The 19,059-nt window shown below is 46.7% G+C and carries 10 protein-coding genes; 8 read left to right on the top strand and 2 right to left on the bottom strand.

Features of this window, described 5'->3' with window-relative positions; translation table 11 throughout:
* Window positions 1–71: 71 nt before the first annotated feature.
* The 4 genes from B5Z18_RS01580 (at window position 72) to B5Z18_RS01565 (ending at window position 7,283) form a co-directional block, all read left to right on the top strand.
* Window positions 72–1,235 carry a FecR family protein gene (locus B5Z18_RS01580; protein ID WP_079467662.1) on the top strand — a complete coding sequence of 388 codons (1,164 nt, stop codon included), beginning with the start codon at window positions 72–74 and terminating at the stop codon, window positions 1,233–1,235.
* 221 nt (window positions 1,236–1,456) lie between these two features.
* Window positions 1,457–4,753, top strand: a complete 3,297-nt coding sequence (locus B5Z18_RS01575) for a SusC/RagA family TonB-linked outer membrane protein (protein ID WP_159454147.1) — start codon at window positions 1,457–1,459, stop codon at window positions 4,751–4,753.
* Between the two features lie 21 nt (window positions 4,754–4,774).
* Entirely contained in the window at window positions 4,775–6,142 is a 1,368-nt protein-coding gene (locus B5Z18_RS01570; protein WP_079467660.1) for a RagB/SusD family nutrient uptake outer membrane protein, read from the top strand.
* Between the two features lie 19 nt (window positions 6,143–6,161).
* Window positions 6,162–7,283, top strand: a complete 1,122-nt coding sequence (locus B5Z18_RS01565) for a TlpA disulfide reductase family protein (protein ID WP_159454146.1) — start codon at window positions 6,162–6,164, stop codon at window positions 7,281–7,283.
* Between the two features lie 461 nt (window positions 7,284–7,744).
* Here B5Z18_RS01565 and B5Z18_RS01560 read toward each other — a convergent pair whose 3' ends face one another.
* Entirely contained in the window at window positions 7,745–11,233 is a 3,489-nt protein-coding gene (locus B5Z18_RS01560; protein ID WP_159454145.1) for a TraB/GumN family protein, read from the bottom strand.
* A 261-nt stretch (window positions 11,234–11,494) separates the two neighbouring features.
* Window positions 11,495–12,562 carry an oxidoreductase gene (locus B5Z18_RS01555; protein WP_079467657.1) on the bottom strand — a complete coding sequence of 356 codons (1,068 nt, stop codon included), beginning with the start codon at window positions 12,560–12,562 and terminating at the stop codon, window positions 11,495–11,497.
* An 88-nt stretch (window positions 12,563–12,650) separates the two neighbouring features.
* Here B5Z18_RS01555 and B5Z18_RS01550 point away from each other — a divergent pair, with 88 nt between their 5' ends.
* From B5Z18_RS01550 to B5Z18_RS01535, 4 genes are all read left to right on the top strand, one after another.
* Window positions 12,651–12,989 carry a winged helix-turn-helix transcriptional regulator gene (locus B5Z18_RS01550; protein ID WP_079467656.1) on the top strand — a complete coding sequence of 113 codons (339 nt, stop codon included), beginning with the start codon at window positions 12,651–12,653 and terminating at the stop codon, window positions 12,987–12,989.
* 298 nt (window positions 12,990–13,287) lie between these two features.
* A complete protein-coding gene (locus B5Z18_RS01545; RefSeq protein WP_079467655.1) occupies window positions 13,288–13,881 on the top strand; it encodes an RNA polymerase sigma factor in 594 nt (197 codons plus the stop codon).
* Between the two features lie 117 nt (window positions 13,882–13,998).
* Window positions 13,999–15,006 (top strand): FecR family protein, encoded by a 1,008-nt coding sequence (locus B5Z18_RS01540; protein WP_079467654.1) that lies wholly within the window; start codon window positions 13,999–14,001, stop codon window positions 15,004–15,006.
* A 408-nt stretch (window positions 15,007–15,414) separates the two neighbouring features.
* Window positions 15,415–19,056, top strand: a complete 3,642-nt coding sequence (locus B5Z18_RS01535; protein ID WP_079467653.1) for a SusC/RagA family TonB-linked outer membrane protein — start codon at window positions 15,415–15,417, stop codon at window positions 19,054–19,056.
* Window positions 19,057–19,059: the final 3 nt, after the last annotated feature.

The following is a 19,059-nucleotide window of genomic DNA, read 5'->3' as shown; positions in this document are numbered from 1 at the left end:
CACTACCCCTTCTTTCCCTCCCGGTTGTCAGTAATGTAAATAGGACCACTTTATCTTATCAAACCACCAATATGCAAAGAGCAAGATGGGAATATTTGCTTAACCGGTTTTATAACCAGACTGCCCCGCCTGAAGAGAAAGCTGAATTAATGGCGGCGTTGCGGGAAGGCGAGCCCGATGAAGCAATACTGGATGAATTAATGGCCAGGCACACAACAGACATCACTTTGCCCGCCGCTGCGGCTGATGAATTGTATCAACAAATCCTGGCGCAGCTGCCGGCAGCAACACCACCCGTAAAACAAATGTTTGCCCGGAAGTGGTGGTGGGCGGCAGCTGCAGGGCTGTTCCTGCTGGGAAGTACGGCTTATTTTCTTCGTGACCATAGCCGCCCGCCGGCGCCGCAGTTTGCAAAAAAGACAGACGTGCCGCCAGGTACAAATAAAGCCGTGCTTACACTGGCAGATGGTACACAGGTAGTGCTGGACAGCAGCGGCAAACAGCTGATTCAGCAGGGGAATACCGCTATCAGTCAAAATGCCGGGGAGCTGAAGTATGACGTGAAAGCCGCCGGCAGTGAAGTGAGCTACAACGTACTCACCACACCACGGGGAGGACAGTTCAGGTTAGTACTGCCGGATAATTCAGCGGTATGGCTTAATGCGGCTTCCTCTATCCGTTATCCTACTGCATTTACCGGTAAAGAGCGATTGGTAACAGTTACGGGAGAAGCTTACTTTGAAGTGGCGCCAATGCCCGGACAACCATTCCGGGTGAGCCTTCCGGCAGGCGTTTCCGTGGAAGTACTGGGAACACACTTTAACGTGAACGCGTATACGGAGGAAAGCAGTATCCAGACCACCCTGACCGATGGGCGCGTACAGGTAGTGAAAGGCAGTGATAAAATATTGCTGCAGCCGGGGCAACAGGTGCAGGCGAATCCCCGTGCTGCCGGCGTAGTAATCAAATCGCTCACACCCGCAGCGCTGTCACAGGTGATAGCCTGGAAGAACGGCATTTTTGATTTTGAAAAGATGGACCTGGAAGAAGTATTACGACAGGTATCGCGCTGGTACGATGTGGAAGTGATTTACAAAGGACCGGTACCGCACCGCATCTTTGGCGGCCAGTTATCAAGAAATCTCCACCTCTCCGATATCGTAGAGGTGATGCGCATGATGAAAGTAAATGTACATATAGAAGAAGGAAAGCGGCTGGTAGTACAGTCGCAGTAATACAAACGAAAACCGCCCCGGGGGCAACCGGAGCGGTAAGTAGCCTGGTTACTTAAATAGAAAAGTCTGGGTAGACTCATTATTAATCAACCATTAACTATTGCAAAAGTATGCAAATTTATGCGCTTTGTAAGGGCCATCCCATGTCTGGCCCTTTGGGACGTTCCAAAAAATCAACCAGTGGAACCAAGAGCAGTTTCCTGGCTAAAATCATCCGGGTTATGCGATTCACCGCTTATCTCCTGTTAGTTTGTTGTTTACATGTATCCGCCAAAGTGGTATCACAAACAATGACACTGAATGCTAATAACATTCCATTGAACCAGGTTTTTTCAGAGATCCGGAAGCAAACCGGCTACCTCGTATTTTACGACCTGGAATTAATTAAAGCCACGACGCCGGTTTCGGTGGCGGTAAAAGATATTCCCCTGGAAGCCTTTCTGACAGGGATATTAAAAGACCGCTCCCTGGTATACAGTATCCGTGATAAAAATATTATTATCCGGGAGAAGGAAATTGTGCCGGAAGCTGTTATTGACCAGGGTACAGCAACAGGGATCATCATCGCTGTGGATGGCTCTCCCTTGCCCGGCGCCAACATCCGCGTAAAAGGAACGGCTGATTATGTGAGTACCGACGCTTCCGGTAAGTTCTCCATTAAAGCCAAACCAGGCGAAACGTTGCAGATCACTTTTATCGGTTTTCAAACAAGAGAAGTAATAGTGCCGCCTGCCGGTACGCCGATGCGCGTGGTGATGGAAGCATCCGTGAGCGCACTGGATGAAAAAATAGTACAGGCGTACGGCTTCACTTCAAAGCGTATGGCCACAGGTAATATTGATAAAGTAGGCGGGAAAGAATTAAACCAGGCGCCGGTATCCAATGTGCTCGCTGCTTTACAGGGCCGAACGCCCGGTGTAATCATTACACAAACTACCGGTGTGGCCGGCGCAGGATTTAAAGTGGAGATCCGCGGCCGTACACAGGTCGACAAATACAACAGTGCCAGCAATGAACCGCTTTTTATATTGGATGGTATTCCGCTGGCCGCCAACAATGCGAACATCAACCTGCTGCAATCTGCTATCTCTGCCTATTCATCTACCGGTCTTAGTCCGATTAACAGCATCAACATGGCGGATATAGAAAGCATAGAAATTCTGAAAGATGCAGACGCCACGGCTATTTACGGCAGCCGCGGCGCCAATGGCGTGGTGCTCATCACCACGCGCCGTGGCAAGGCCGGCGCCACCCGCTTTAATCTTAATATTACTTCCGGCGGGAGCCGTGCTAAAATCCCGGATTTGCTGAGTACAAAAGATTACGTGGCCATGCGTAATGAAGCCTTTGCCAATGATAATAAAGTAAAAACCATCGCCAACGCATACGACCTGCTGGTATGGGATACCACGCGCGATAATAATCTTGCCAAACAACTGATAGGCGGTACCGCCACTACTACCAATGCGCAGGCGTCTATCTCCGGTGGATCGGAGCTGGTACAATACCTCGCAGGCGGTGGCTACTACCGTGAAACAGATGTGTATCCCGGTAAATTTCCCAACACCCGGGCTTCCGGCCAGTTGAATCTGAACACCCGTTCCAACGACCGTAAGTTCAACGGCGCTTTCCGCGCAAATTATTCTTCCAGTAAAAATACTACCAGCAGCCGGGATCTCGCAGGCTCTATTACCATGCCGCCTAATTACGCACTCTATGATTCTGCCGGTGGACTAATGTGGAATGAAAAAGGCATCACGATGGATAACCCCCTGGCCTATATGCTTCAGAAATATTCCGCTACCACTGAAAGCCTCATGGCTGATGCGCTGCTTTCGTATATGATACTGCCGGGCCTTACTATCCGCAGCAGTATTGGCTATAACACCATGACGGTAAATGAACTGAGCCTCGTACCTAAAACCGCGCAGAATCCGCAAACACCAGACCTCACGGGCAGAGCTGCTTTTGGAAATAATAATTTCAAAAGCTGGATCGTGGAGCCACAGGCGGAATATGCCACCTCATTTGGTAAAAGCAGACTGGATATCCTTGCCGGCGCTACTTACCAGAGCCAGCAAAACAAAGGCTACAGCTTCACCGTAAAAGGATATACCAGTGATGAATTCCTGGGATCAATGACAGGCATTCCCGCCAATGCTTTTATAAGCCCTTCCAGCATTTCAAGCGAGTACAAATACCAGGCATTTTTTGGTCGTGTTAATTATAACTATGACGATAAATATATCCTGAACTTTTCCGGTAGAAGAGATGGCTCCAGCCGTTTCGGACCTAACTACCGCTTTTCCAACTTTGGGGCAGTGGGGGGCGCCTGGTTATTATCCGGCGAACCTTTTATGCAGGCTATCCCCGTGATCAGCTTTGCGAAGCTGCGCGCCAGCTACGGCATTACCGGTAACGATAAGATAGGTGATTATAAATATCTTGATGCCTATACTTCTTATATCTTTTATCCCACGTATGGCAATCAGACTGCTTTTACTCCTTCCGCCCTGTTTAAACCAGACCTGCATTGGGAAAAGAACCTGAAGCTGGAAGTCGCGCTGGAAACGGGATTCCTGAAAGACAGGATCCTGTTTTCCGCGGCCTGGTACCGTAACCGCTCCAGTGATCCGCTGGTACAATATCCGTTGCCGGGTATTACCGGCTTTAGCACTATCACCGCCAACCTCGCGGGAGTACTGGTACAGAACAGGGGATTTGAATTTACCTTTACCAGCAATAATATCCGGAAGAAGAATTTTGAATGGGTGACGCATTTTAATCTCACTCTTCCTGATAATAAACTGCTGCGTTTTGATGGACTGGACCAGACTTCCTATGCTTCTTCTTACCAGATAGGAAGGTCGCTGAATCTGGTATACATTGCCAGGTATGCCGGTATAGATCCCAACACAGGTTTATATACTGTTGAAGACCTCAATAAGAACGGCACCTTCCAGGTGAGTGCAAACACCGCCGGCGGAGATCTGCAGCCGTTGTTTGATACTGATCCGGAATACTATGGCGGTATGACCAACACCATCCGCTTTAAACGGTTAACGCTCGATTTCCTTTTACAGTTTACCAAACAGAAAGGGGTGAACTGGATGTCGTATATGACTTCCGGCTTTACGTATTTACCTGCCGGCGCTATGCAAAATCTGCCTTATGAAGCGATGGACACCTGGAAACATCCCGGGGATGATGCGGCCTATCAGAAACTGATTACCGCCAACAGCGGCGCATCCAATTCTTTGTCGGGCTGGAATGCAGCTTTCTATTCCGATCTCAGATATGGCGATGCGTCTTTCCTGCGTCTTAAAAACATCTCGCTTTCCTGGGAGCTGCCTGCCGGCTGGTTGAAGAAAGCCAGGATCAGCAATCTGAGGGTATACGGACTTGCACAGAACCTGCTTACCTGGACGCCCATGAAAGTAGTGGATCCCGAAACGGCGTGGCTGAACAGACTGCCGCCATTACGAACTATCACCGCAGGTTTGCAGGTTGGTTTTTAAATCATTTTAACAGCGAATAACATGACAATGAATTTCCGATATAAATTTTTACTGGCAACGCTGATGCTGGGAGTTTCCTGCAATAAATTTGTAGACGTAGCGCTTCCCAACAGCCAGATTAGTACAGCCGCTGCTTTTGCTGACGATGAAAAAGCCAATTCGTCGATGCGTGGTGTTTATGCCAGTACCCAGAATGTGTGGGGCAGCGGGCCTTTCAGCGGTATGCTTTCTTCCTGCCTGGGGATTGCATCCGATGAACTGAAATGCGTTACCTATAACGACGACAACCAGGCGTTTGTGGATAATAATCTCACCGCCTCCTCCAGCGGAGTGAATACCATCTGGGCGGGTTTGTATAATATGCTGTACCAGGTAAACGTGCTGCTGGAAAATGTAGCAGCAGCACCCGGCGTATCTGCGCCGGTGAAACGGCAGTTGCTTGGAGAAGGACATTTTCTCCGCGCATATTGCTATTTCTATTTAGTGAATTCATTCGGTGATGTACCCATGCCGGTTACATCCGACTACCGGACTAACGCGCTGCTGGCACGCCTGCCCGTTGATAAAGTGTATGACCTTATACTTAACGACCTGGCCTATGCACAGGAAAATGCAGGCACCGTATTTACAGAGGCGGGTAAGCGGATCCGCGCCAATAAATGGACTGCCACCGCTTTGTTAGCCAGGGTACAGTTGTACCGTAAGAATTGGGCGGAAGCCGAAAAGCAGGCCACTGCAGTGATAGCTGCCGGTCCGTATGCCATAGATTCCCTGAAGAACGTATTCCTGCTCACATCACAGGAAGCTATCTTTCAGTTTGCCAACGCAGGTACCAACAATTATACGATGGAAGGAAGCCGGATGACCGGTAGTCTTACCAATCCCGTTTTCCGTTTCACTACCTGGCTGGCCGGATCCTTTGAAGCAGGGGATCTGCGGCTGTCTGCCTGGACGCTTAAAGCATCCAATGGAGATACGGCGTATTATAAATACAAAGCCTTGAATAATGGCAGCAACGAAGCCGTAGTGATGTTCCGCCTGGCAGAGCAGTACCTGATCCGTGCAGAAGCCAGGGCGCAGCAAAATAAGCTGGCAGATGCGATTGCAGATATTGATGTGATACGTAAACGCGCAGGCATTCCCTTGCTGGCGGACGTGAATCCAGGTATCGCCAAAGAAGCGCTGTTACAAATGATTTACAAGGAAAGGATGACAGAGCTGTTTGGTGAGCAGGGACATCGCTGGTTTGATGTGAAACGTACCGGGCAGGCAGATGCATTGTATTCCATCCGTAAAACACGGTGGCGTAAAGAAGCTATCCTGTTGCCCATTCCTCTCGGCGACAGGCAAAAGAATCCAAATCTTACACAGAACGAAGGTTACGAGTAATCAACTAAAAAAACATCTCATGAAAAATATTCTCAGCATTTTTATATTACTTCCGGGCTTTGCAATGGCCCAGCAACAAAACTTCCACCTGAAAGGAACAGTGGAAGAATGGAGAGGAAAAGACTCCGTATTTATCTATTATCTGCGGGATAACAAACAGGTAACAGATTCCACGGTTGCCACAGACGGACACTTTGAGTTCAAAGGAAGTATCAGTCAACCGGTGTTATCCTACATTGCCCTGCATAAACCAATCAAGCCAACGGAGATCCGTGATAACTACCGCTTTTATCTCGAAGAAGGTAACATCCGGCTGCACGCAAAGGATTCCCTTCGCCACAGCATCATCACTTCAGGTAAAGTAAATGCAGATTATCAGGAACTGGAAAAGGCTATAGCTGTTACTTCCAAACGGCTGTTGGCCCTTAAAATGGAAGCCGTTAAGAGCACCCCGGAACAACGCAAAACGCCCGCTTTTGCTGCGCTGGAAAAGGAATACTATACCGGACTGGATTCTATGGAAGCAATACGTATCCGGTTTATTAAAACGCATCCTGCTTCGTTTATGTCGCTGGAGGCGTTGAATGTTATAGCCGGTAACACCATGCAGTTTCAGAAAACCGCCCCGCTCTTTGAAAAGCTGTCGCCTTCCTTAAAACAAACGCCATTGGGAAAAGATTTTGCCAGTCGCCTTGAAACAGCGAAGAAAACGCTGACCGGCGTAGTGATGCCTTCCTTTACGTCGCTGGATACCGCGCGTAAAGAAGTACATCTTAAAGAAGTGGTGCAACACGCCAAAGTAACGCTGGTAGATTTCTGGGCCAGCTGGTGTGCGCCCTGCCGGGCGGAAAACCCTAATGTGGTAAAGGCATTCAATGCGTTTCATGAAAAAGGATTTGATATCATCAGCGTATCACTGGATGATAATGCTGATCGCTGGAAAGCCGCTATCATAAAGGACGGTATGCCCTGGCATCATGTTTCCGGGTTAAAAAAATGGGACGAACCGGTAGCGCAGTTTTTTGGTATACAGGGCATCCCTGATAATTTCCTGCTTGATGAACAGGGAAGAGTGATTGCGCGGGGATTGAAGGGAGTGGAGTTGTATAATAGGATTGCCGGGTTGTTGGAGAAGAAATAGTATTTTTTGAAAGAAAGGTGTACCTCCTGTGAACTTCTATACTTTTTGAGAAGAGGTTTGCAGGAGTACATACAGATCTGCGTATACTTTTCTAGTCTTTGGTTTGAACAACTTAACTAATTGCAGAATTTAGATTTGCATTGAAATAGTGAAACCAGATTATTTGCCGCTCAACAAGCGTTTCAATTCATCAAATCGTTCTTTCGAGATCTCATTTACAGGCTCAATAAGATGAACTGTAGCTCCATTATGTAGAATTTCATAAAGTAATTGTTTATCATAAATACACAATTCAATTTAAAAAGTACCATTAGCCGGTTAAGCAGAACCTGATCTTCCATAATCACACAAGAGTCGCCGCCCACTGAGCTTTAAAAGGTAATTTCAAAATCGTTGCATGCTGAAATAAAATAGCCTGGTCATTGACCAGGCTATCCCGTTTTAATGCAATATAAAACGCCTCAATCCTCTTCCAAATACTCTTTATAAGCTTTCACTGCCTCAGCATTGAGTTTTGCTTTATTCCCGACGGTACTTTTCCCTTCAATCCAATGCATTAGCTGCGGCTCAAAATTGATCTTAGCAGGATCCGTCGGGTGTGGGCCGTTCAAAACATATTCCCAGTCTTCACTTTCATCTGTTTTGAAACGGTACAATATCATTGACACGGTGGGGTGTGCCTTCACGCGGGACACCTGCTCGATAGCTGTTACGTTATAGTCGTCGCTGAGGTAATAGGATACGTAGCTGCGTCCTACAAGCTCCTGGGTAAGCAGGTGACGGATATGCGACAACTGTTTTTGTTGCTCTAATGCCTGAATGAATGGATATGCTTCGCTATGATCCGTGAGAATTTTGCGAAGGATATTATCGTTTACCTTGATGCCCTGGCTTATTAACCCACGTGCTCCCAGGGCACGCAGCGACATGGTAGTATCTGCCAGTAGCTCACGGATGCTTTCAACAGCGGAAGAAGGCATGCCTGGTAGTGCTAGTATCCGGCCTGTACGCAGTAAGTCGTTTTGCCAATACCAGCTGCTGTCTGAATCTGGTTGCCGGTTCTTCCATTGTTTTAATTGTTGTTTAAAAAGTTGTGTCACACCGGGTAGGAGACGGTCGAGTTTATATTGTGTGAGCTGAGGAGAACGCCATATAGAATCGTCGCTGGTATACGCAGTAAAGGCATACAGAAAGCTCTCCGAACGGCTGGCAGTATTAATCATGGCGGGGAGGTATTGCTGATATAGACTGTCCTCCCTGAATGAGAAAGCAAAAATATTCCGGGGAAACGAAGTGCCAACCGGTAGTTCCGGCGCCAAACGCAGAAAGGTCAGAATGGCGGAATCCGAAGAAATACTGGTCAGGAAGCGTAGTATATTTTTACGTTGCGGAACACTCTCTGTGGTAACGAATAATTTCTCGGCTGCATGCACCACGGCGTCGCTGGTTGCATTTTCCAGTGAAAGCAACAACTGGACTTTAGCGTTACTGATACCGGTATCGGCCGGGAAAGGCTTGTCTAGCGCACCTATAATAGGTCCGGTATCCGAGCTGTCGGGGTGAAGGTGTTTCAGGTAAGCGTTGGCCTTATTGAATATTGAAGTATCGGCACTTTGTAGATCCATCAACAGTCTGGAGAGCTTTTTCTGCTGAAGCTGCAGAGTATCTGTCCGGCTGGGATGAAAAGAAGAAAAATATTGCTGTGCATACCCGGTGCCTGCCAGTTCTTCTGGGACAATGGCTGATAACCGGTAAATGCTATGTCCGGCAACCACTGCTTTCCGGTAAAACCGTAAGCCGGTATTCCGGTGTTTCAGATCAGCCTCATATATAGACAAACCATCCTGGGAGTACTTTCGACTGCCGGTTATAATAAAGGTCGTGTCTATGTTAAACATATACGTTTTCAGGAGGCTGTCAGGTTCGTTATGATAGTAAGGGGAATATTTTTCTGTTTCTATTATATACATTGAATGAGAAGCACTATCCATAGACGTATAATAATTAACATCAACAAGAGATGATCCATATTGACGTTCGAGAGGTCCACTGGTAAACTTGTCCGGTCCGGTTATTATAAAACTGCTATCTGCAGGTACAAAGGCTATGACCGGGGCTTGTGACTGTAATGGAAGTATGTGAAAAGCCTGGAGGTAACGTTGCCAGTAGCTGCGATCTGTATGAGCGGTATCATAAGTTGTCATCAGGCAATAGGCAAGATTGCCACGGGGAATATAGTGTAAACGGGAAACAAAGCTATTGTTATGCCGATAAGTAAGCTGGTATTGGGGGAAACCGTCTTTTTCCGTTAAAACAGAGTCGGTCAGTTGTAATGTGCTGTCTTGCCGGAGTATTGATGCACGGAGGTATTCCAGCACCTGTTTATCATCAATATTATAATAACCCCGTTGCATTTTTTCTATACGCAATACATAAGAGATTTTATGGGCGTTATCTAATGCAGAATATACTTCTTCGGGGCGCATACCTTCCTTCATACCCACGTGGATATGATTGTGCTCCGATGGCAGAAGCATAGAGAAACCAAGCTTTGGTTGATATAACGTATCATATACCGTTTCAGGCCGCACAATATCATAGAAACGCACAGACCGGAAAAAGTCTTTTCTATCACTGCTGTCAGCTTTCTGGGAACTGTGCATAAATAGAAACGCCCTGTTGCTGATGATAAAGACACGTATATAAAAAGGTACGTCCTTTTGTAATAAGACTGCCTCTGTACCTGATATGTTGCGGTATGTGATAGGATAGGATTTTTGCAATACAGCATTATCCTGTGCTGCCATGTTGGCGATCATGGACTGCACCAATTGACGACGGTCAGTTGCCAGTTGAGGAATATCCATCGAAAAGGCAATCCCGGCTTCTATTTCATTGCCTCCGAGGAACATTTTACCATTTACACCCGGTAAAGGATATACTACAGGAACACCAGGCAATACGACGCTGTAGCCATTTGCAATCCTGTTCAGTGAATATCCTTTCAGGCTGTCCAGCTGTTGTCGTTGGCGGCGTGTTTCGCCAGTAAATTTGGCACTTACCGGAGAAACAGTATATCCATTTTCCCGAAGTAACGATAACATACCTTTTTCACCAGGTAAATGGGCTACGCCTACAGCGGCGAAAACGCTACTTTTGTTAAGCATTGAAACAAGGTTGGTCACCATTTCCTTGTTCCGGACTTCCAGGCTGGGTCCATCCTCAGCGTCTTTCCAACCATCCACAAGTGTTGATATCTTCCGGAGATCGCCTTCATAATAGAGGTCTGCGAGTTCATTGAGATGGCTTACCCGTGCTTCGAGCCGGTCGGTTCGGTCTTGCGCATCACCCTGACCGGCAAGCTGGTAACCAATGCTCCACAGGAATATTTCTTTTTGCGCTTCCGAAACGTTCGCGCTCATAACGCCTAGCTGGTTCTGGATCTTTTCGAGGCTATGCACCGGTTTATTAAGCCTGGTGGCTTTCTGATGCAACCAGCCATCCAGGAATATGTTTTCCGGCTTTTGGCCAGGAGCTGCATTTTTATTAAGTTCTTCCTCTTCATCGACGAGCAGTTTTTCGATGAACCACAAACGCTTTAATTTCAGTTGATCAAGGGAAGAGCCGGTTTTATCTTTTACCAGGCTGTCTACATAGTGGTACTCCTCAGTGTTCAGTAAGTGCCGCATATGGTTAACAGTATCCTGTAAGGGACCTCCGGGAGACAACATGTATGTCATCATTGAATCCATATCCACCTCCATGGCAAAAGCTGAAGTGTTGCGTAATGCTGTAAGCACGGAGTCGCTAAACTCAAATACGCGCCTATCAGTAAGGTGCATGGTGCCAAACAGGTAAGAGGGAGCCTGCAGGCCGGGTCCATCAATACGCCAAAGCAGTTGGTAATTTGCCCTGTTATTAGATTGGGCGTTTAAAAAAGCTGTTTGCATAAGCAGGGCTAACAGCAGGGTTATTGTTACGGGAACAAAGTGTCCGGCGTTTCGGGGCCGGCGCCAGGTACAGGAATTAAACATGGCGCAAATTTAATAACGCCGCGGCATGTTTGGAATCGAATAAAAGTTGTATTTAAGAGATTTTATTTACTATTAAATGAGGATGTTCGTTGCATACATGAGAAAAACCGGTCATTGACCCGGTTTTTCTCATGTATGCAACGAACGCTTTCTTATGTTCTATATCTGCAGCCCCCCTCAATACACCCTCCCCATGCTCGCCGCATCAAACGCCATCAGCTGATCAAACTGTTCCTCCTTCACTTTCTTCACCCAGTTAGGATCCTGCAAAATAGATCTCCCCACCGCTACCAGGTCAAAATCGCCCCGTTGAAAGCGGCGCTCCAGTTCACGCATATCCGTAACCACTTCTGAACCCTCACCGGAAAAAGCGCCCATTACATCACCGGCAAGGCCCACGGAGCCAACGGTGATGGTAGGCTGACCGCTTACTTTTTTAATCCAGCCGGCTAAATTGAGATCGGAGCCTTCAAACTCTGGTTCCCAGTATCTTCTTTGTGAGGCGTGGAAGATGTCTACGCCTGCTTCTGCCAGTGGAATGATCCAGTCTTCCATTTCTTTTGGGTTGTGCACCAGTTTTGCGTTATAGTCGGTGGCTTTCCATTGTGATACGCGCAGGATGATCACGAGGTCGGGGCCTGCGGCGGCTCTTATGGCTTTTATGATGGCGGTTGCAAAGCGGCTTCTTTCTTTGATGGTTTTGCCGCCGTAGTCGTCGGTGCGTGGGTTGGTTTTGTCCCAGAAGAATTCATCGATGAGGTAGGCATGCGCGCCGTGAAGCTCTATGGCATCGAATCCGGCTTCCTGGGCCGATTTGGCGGCGCTGGCAAATGCGGCGATGGTGGCTTCGATATCGCTGACCGACATGGTAGAAGGATTTTCTTTGGGCGCGGGCGGCATCCATCCCGTCATGCCGGGGGCGTCGCCGGTATGCCATATCTGTGGCGCAATAACGCCATGTTGTGCATGTACGTGCTCTACTACATTTTTCCATGCTGCCAGTGCGGCTGCGCCATAAAAATTGGGAATGTCTTTTTCATTCTTCGATGCCGGGCGGTCGATCACGGTTCCTTCGGTGAGGATCAGTCCTACTTCGCCGGCGGCGCGGCGGGCGTAATAGTCAGCTACTGCCTGGGTGGGAATGCCATCCGGCGACGCCATGCGTGTCATGGGCGCCATCACAAAACGATTTTTCAGGTGCAAACCTTTGTATTGAAACGGTGTAAAAAACGATGCGTAATTCATTGAGTATATCTTTTACGCAAAGCAACAACCAAATGCTTAATTTTACAGCGGCTTAGGATCAATACCAGTAACCATAAGGTAAGTACAAATGAAACAAAAGACGTTCAGTAAATACAGTGATTGCCCGAATAAACGGTCAAAATCAATAATCGGCTCCCGGTGGAAACCCATCATTATTTATGCCTTACGCAAGCGTAAAATCCGCTTCGGACAACTACATGCTATTGTAGGGGATATTTCTGCAAAGGTGTTTGCAAAATGTCTGAAAGAGCTGGAAGCAGATGAGATTATTGTTCGTGAAACATTCACGGATACGCCTGGACGTGTAGAATACAGCCTTACTCCAAAAGGAGTGGCATTGGTGCCCATTATTGTATCCCTGTTGCAGTGGGAGTGGAAACACTATGAGATGAACCAGCCTTCATAACCCCAACATATTAGTAATTATCGCCCTGTTTTCACTTCATACAGAAGCTACCTGTACCAGAAAATTCTATTCCCATCTTTCCCATAAGGCTGTAAAATCAATACCAGCAAACGTTTTCCCAGCTCTTTACCGGTGTGTAATAATTTATAATTATAGCTAATACGAATTTATTTATAAAATAATAATATTTGTTACTAATTTATGCAGCAAAATAGATGGCCATTGCCTTTGGGAGACCTGGCTTTTTTCTAGCCATATAAATTGTATTCCACGATATGATTTATATAAAAGAAGAGATATGAATATACCAGATGCTGAATTAGTAGTGCGGTTACAAAACCACGAAGTAAGCGCCTTTGATAGTTTGTATTGGAAGTATCACGGGGCCGTATACCGGAATATTTTCAAGTTTGTGAAAGATGATGTGGTTACAGAAGATATTCTCCAGGATGTTTTCGCACGCCTGTGGGAAAAGCGACAGGATATCGAACCAGACCAGTCTGTAAGTGGTTGGTTGTTTGTTATCAGTTTTAATATGTGTGTATCCTTTGTAAGGAAAAAGTTGCGTGAACAGGCTTTCCACAAAAACATCTTCCAAACCGACGCCGATGATGCGGTAGCCATCGAGCGTAAAAACATCGACGAAGAACAATATCATTTGCTGGAACAGGCGATTTCAAAACTATCTCCTAAAAAAAGAACAATAGTAACAAGATGTAAACTGGAAGGTAAAACCTATGAAGAAGTAGCCAATGAACTGAACATCTCCCGTAATACTGTAAAAGAACACCTGTCTGCCGCCATGATCAAGCTAAACGACTATATGCAACGTAACGGCGACCGTAAGTATATTGTGCTCCTGATGCTGTTCCTGAACTACCATGATTCATAAATAAACGAACCTATTTCATATTATCTTTTAATTAATATTTTGTTTTTTCAAAAAAAGTTCAAAAAGAACCCACCCTTTTTTATTAACTGCGCGTATTTAGATTAAACCATCACGCTAGTGCCCAACAGAAAGGAATATCTCAAACAGCTGTTAAGTAAAGATCAATGGACTGCCACAGAGCAGGAGTGGATGGTAGAATACCTCGATGCCAATGATTTTTCCGAACTGGAAACAGTAGCCGCCGAATATTTTGAGGCCGACCTCCTAACGGCAAAGCATATATTAGATAAACGCCTGTCGGACAGGATGTTGAATAACATTCACCAGCGTATAGGCGTTACAGATAGTTCTTTCAAAGGTATTTTCCGGTTGTTCAAACACAAAGCCGCAGCGGCAGCCGCTGTATTACTGCTGGCAGGAGCCGCCTGGTATATGTTGCTCCACGACCGCGTAAAACAAAAGGTATTTGCCACCACATCAGAACGGCAAACCGTGAAATTACCCGACGGTTCAGTGGTACACCTCGAGAAAGGCTCCAGTATCACCTACCCGGAAGTATTTGATAAAAAAAATCGTGAAGTAATATTAAAAGGAGAAGCTTTCTTTGAAATCAACCATGATGCGAAACATCCTTTTATCATCTCCTCTTCGCTGATCAACACTACCGTACTGGGTACCTCCTTTAACATGGAAGTACACGAAGGCAACGCCGCCAGGGTAGTAGTGGTATCAGGAATGGTACAGGTGAACACCCGTGAAGGCAAACCGCATAAAAATGGCCAACTGGTATTAACAGCCAACAAAAGCGCGGTATATAACCCGGCCTCGCAAGACTTGCTGTTACAGGATGGAACAGAAGATGCAATATTCTTTGCCCAGAAAATGAGCGGCAAATTCATTTATAGGGGAGATCCTTTGTCCAAAGTGGCAACAGACCTGCAGCGATATTATAACGTGCCGGTAATAACCGACCAAAAATCGGCACAGTGCAGGTTCTACGGATCTTTTAACACAGTGGACGATTTAGAGAAAGCACTTGCATTAATTGCTTTTTCATTAGATGCCAGAGTCAAAAAAGATAATATCAATAAAGGATATATCATCGTTGGTGGGAACTGTAGGTAATAAATAACGACCGCTATATCGTTAACCAAACTATATATTCAAAATGAGAAACTGCTATCAACAAAGCTGAACCAAAATTTAAGAAGGAGAAAGATTAAAGTCTGGTATACTATCCTGGTGGCCTTTAGCCTGAAAGAACTTCATGCTGGTTAGTTAACTAAGTGATCACAAAAATTGATCACAGGGCTGCCTATTGCCAATACTTACCGTAAATAAACCGTAGAACTATTTTCAACCAAACTAAACAGTACATGATACAAGTAATACCCTTACCGCCCGGCTAACATATTGCCATGATATAGTTGAGTAAAAAATACCCTGCTTATGCAGAAGGCCCTCTATTGCCCGGTTTTGTCCAAAAACCGGAACGGGGAACCTATGGCCCAAAGAAACCAATAAAAAACAATTATGTTCAGAAGAAAACTATCATTCATCTATTGCTTACTGCTCCTGCTGGCAGTGACGCAAGCCCGTGCCGGCAACGGTTTGCAGGACGCACTCGATAAAAAAATTACGATCGAATTAAAGAATGTCATTTTAAAAGATGCACTGGAAAAGATAGGCAGCCTCGCAGAGGTATCCTTTGTATACGTAGGCAATGAAGCACTGGATGTTAATAAGGTAAGCGTGAATGCTCACAACGAAAAAGTAGGCGACCTCCTTAATAAACTACTTACTCCTTACTCGCTTTCCTATAGCGTGATGTACGACCGCGTAGTGATTAAACACGATAGTGGCAAGAAACTGAATCCACTAACGGTAACGAATACACTGCTAAAGATCAATGTTCCTATTACAGATGTAAAAGGAGTGGTGACCAATGAAAAGAAAGAACTCCTGCCCGGCGTAAGCATCGTTATCAAAGGTACCTCCCGCGGAGTAACCACCAACGATAAAGGCGTATTTGAACTGAAGAAGATCGCCAACGATGCTATCCTCGTATTTAATTTCACCGGGTATAAAACAGAAGAAATCAGCGTTGCAGAATTCAGAAGCGGCGCACTTACCATCGTACTGAAAGAAAAACCTACCCGTCTCCAGGAAGTAGTGGTAACGGGTTTCCAGAGCATCGATAAAACAAAATTCTCCGGCGCCGCTACCAGGCTGAAAGGAGAAGATGTGAGAATTGATGGCATGACAGACGTAAGCCGCATGCTGGAAGGAAAAGTAGCCGGCGTTGCCATTCAGAACGTATCCGGTACCTTCGGCACCGCCCCCAAAGTACGCATCCGCGGCGCTACTTCTATTAATGGCGACAACAAGCCATTATGGGTGGTAGACGGTGTGGTACTGGAAGACGTGGTAAACATCTCCAACGACCAGCTCTCCAGCGGGGACCCCACCACCTTGCTGGGTTCCGCAGTAGCCGGCCTCAACTCCAACGATATCGAAAGCTTCGACATCCTGAAAGATGCCGCAGCAGCGGCGTTATATGGCGCCCGCGCTATGAACGGCGTTGTGGTGATCACCACTAAAAAAGGTCGTGCAGGCAAGCCCGTTATTAACTACAGCGGCAACTTCAGCACACAGCTGAAACCAAACTACAACAACTTTAATATCATGAACTCCGGCCAGCAAATGTCGGTACTGGCAGAACTGGAAAGAAAAGGTATCCTCAACTCCGACATCCTTTCACGGGGAGATATCGGCGTATTCGGTAAATTATATGAAAAACTGGATGCAGACGGAAACGGCAACTTCCCGGTAGAAAACGATCCCGAACACAGAAAGGAATTTTTGCTGCGCTATGCCAAAGCCAACACCGACTGGTTTGGACTGCTCTTCCGCAACAACTTTGTACAGGAACATTCCCTCAGCATTTCTTCCGGTACAGATAAATCACAATCCTATTTCTCTACCAGCTTTTATAGCGATAACGGCTGGACCCTCGCGGATAAAGTAACCCGCTACACACTGAATTATCGTAACACCTATAAACTCTCCGACAGGTTATCCGCCGGATTCTCTTCACTGGCCTCTGTGCGCCGTCAGAAAGCGCCCGGCGCCCTCACCCGCAGCAGTAACCCTGTAGAAGGACAATACGACCGCGATTTCGATATTAACCCATTCAGCTACTCGCTGAATACAAGCCGCACACTTACTGCCTATGATCAAAATGGACAATTGGAATACTTCAGAAGAAACTATGCTCCCTTCAATATCATCAACGAACTCGAAAATAATTACCTCGATCTGAACATGATGGATCTGCGCCTGCAGGGCGATCTGTCTTTTAAACTCACCAAAAACATCCGCTACGAATTTACCGGTGCTATCAGGTATGTAAAATCTTCCCGTGAACACCAGATCACAGAGAACGCCAACATGGCCAACGCTTACCGCGCTGCCGGTAATGCTACCATCGCAGAAAGGAACAAATTCCTTTACCGCGATCCGGAAAATCCCGACGCACAACCAGTAATAGTATTGCCGGCCGGAGGCTTCTATAACCGCACGGAAGACCAGCTGCTGAACTATGATTTCCGCAATGGCCTCAACTACTCCGACACCTTCGCGCAGAAACATAATATCAACGTACTGGTAGGTCAGCAGGTAAAGTATGCCGATCGCCAGAACGCTTCCAATACCGGCTACGGTTACCAGTATGAAAATGGCGGCGCCACTTTCACCGACTACCGCATCCTGAAACAAACCATTGAAAGCAATTTCCCTTACTTCGGCATGAGCAGGGACTATGATCGCTTCGCCGCCTTCTATGCTACCGGCACCTATGCCTATAACAACAAGTATAACTTTACGGCTACCGGCCGCTACGACGGTTCCAACCGTCTCGGTCAATCCCGTAAGGCAAGATGGCTGCCCACCTGGAGCGTGGCCGGTTCCTGGAATATAGACCGGGAATCTTTCGCTGCTAACATCCGCCAGCTGGACTATCTCACGCTGCGCGCCAGCTATGGCTTAACCGCGAGCATGGGCCCTGCTACCAATTCAAACATCGTATACCAAACCGTTAATACCAACAGGCCACATCTCACAGAAGTAGAGTCGGTGATCCGCCTGTCGCACCTGCAGAATGATGAACTCACCTGGGAGAAATTATACACCACTAACATCGGCATCGATGGCGGGCTTTTCAACGGCCGCCTCAATTTTAGTATAGATGCTTACACACGCAAAAGCTTTGACCTGATCAGCCGCATCAAAACTTCCGGCATCGGCGGGGAAATGTTTAAAGCCGCCAACTATGCGGATATGGATTCAAGGGGAGTGGAAGTCATGATAGGCGGCGATGTGGTCCGTAGTAAAGTTTGGGGCTGGAAATCCAATGTTACGCTTGGATACAGCGTCAATAAAATCACCAACGCAAAAAATATTCCCGGCATCTTCGACCTGGTAGTAGCAGAAGGTGGTAACACCGAAGGCTACCCGGTACATAGTCTTTTCTCGCTGCAATACACTGGTCTTGATCCTAAATCAGGCTCCCCATCCTTTATTAACCAGGATGGCGTTATCAGCGGCGATGTGAACCTGCAATCATTAAATACAGCTCACCTGGTATACGAAGGTCCGGTTGATCCACCGGTTACGGGCGGGTTTTCCAATACATTCCGCTATAAAGCTTTATCACTGAACATATTTTTTACTTACCAGTTTGGCAACAAGATTCGTTTGTATCCTGCCTTTAAAACTTCTTATTCAGATCTCGATGCGATGCCCAAAGAGTTTTATGACCGCTGGGTAATGCCTGGAGATGAAAGTAAAACCGGTGTTCCTTCTATGCTGGATGCTTTTGAACAGATCCTGCTGAGAGGCGCCCACCCCTACAATAATTATAACTATTCCACCGAAAGAGTGGCAAAAGGAGATTTCATCCGCCTGAAAACAGTTTCGCTTACCTACCAGCTGCCGGGTGAACTTATCAAACGTGCAGGAATAAGCAATGTAGCAGTAAGTGCCGCCGCCATTAATCCCTGGCTGATTTATGCAGATAAAAAACTGCAGGGCCAGGACCCCGAGTTTTTCAACGCTGGTGGTGTGGCACAGCCTATCCAGAAACAATTCACTTTTTCATTAAAAGTAGGTATTTAAAAA

Origin of the sequence: Chitinophaga ginsengisegetis, from assembly GCF_900168065.1 — a bacterium.
GTDB lineage: Bacteria > Bacteroidota > Bacteroidia > Chitinophagales > Chitinophagaceae > Chitinophaga > Chitinophaga ginsengisegetis.
The sequence above is the reverse complement of the archived record's forward strand: the minus strand, read 5'-3'. Positions and strand labels throughout refer to the sequence as shown.

What these genes read in the sequence shown, in the direction of transcription:
- B5Z18_RS01555 (WP_079467657.1), bottom strand. Translation starts at nt 12,562, where the DNA reads ATGAATTACGCATCGTTTTTTACACCGTTTCAATACAAAGGTTTGCAC.
- B5Z18_RS01545 (WP_079467655.1), top strand. Translation starts at nt 13,288, where the DNA reads ATGAATATACCAGATGCTGAATTAGTAGTGCGGTTACAAAACCACGAA.
- B5Z18_RS01570 (WP_079467660.1), top strand. Translation starts at nt 4,775, where the DNA reads ATGACAATGAATTTCCGATATAAATTTTTACTGGCAACGCTGATGCTG.
- B5Z18_RS01565 (WP_159454146.1), top strand. Translation starts at nt 6,162, where the DNA reads ATGAAAAATATTCTCAGCATTTTTATATTACTTCCGGGCTTTGCAATG.
- B5Z18_RS01535 (WP_079467653.1), top strand. Translation starts at nt 15,415, where the DNA reads ATGTTCAGAAGAAAACTATCATTCATCTATTGCTTACTGCTCCTGCTG.
- B5Z18_RS01560 (WP_159454145.1), bottom strand. Translation starts at nt 11,233, where the DNA reads ATGCAAACAGCTTTTTTAAACGCCCAATCTAATAACAGGGCAAATTAC.
- B5Z18_RS01580 (WP_079467662.1), top strand. Translation starts at nt 72, where the DNA reads ATGCAAAGAGCAAGATGGGAATATTTGCTTAACCGGTTTTATAACCAG.
- B5Z18_RS01575 (WP_159454147.1), top strand. Translation starts at nt 1,457, where the DNA reads ATGCGATTCACCGCTTATCTCCTGTTAGTTTGTTGTTTACATGTATCC.
- B5Z18_RS01550 (WP_079467656.1), top strand. Translation starts at nt 12,651, where the DNA reads ATGAAACAAAAGACGTTCAGTAAATACAGTGATTGCCCGAATAAACGG.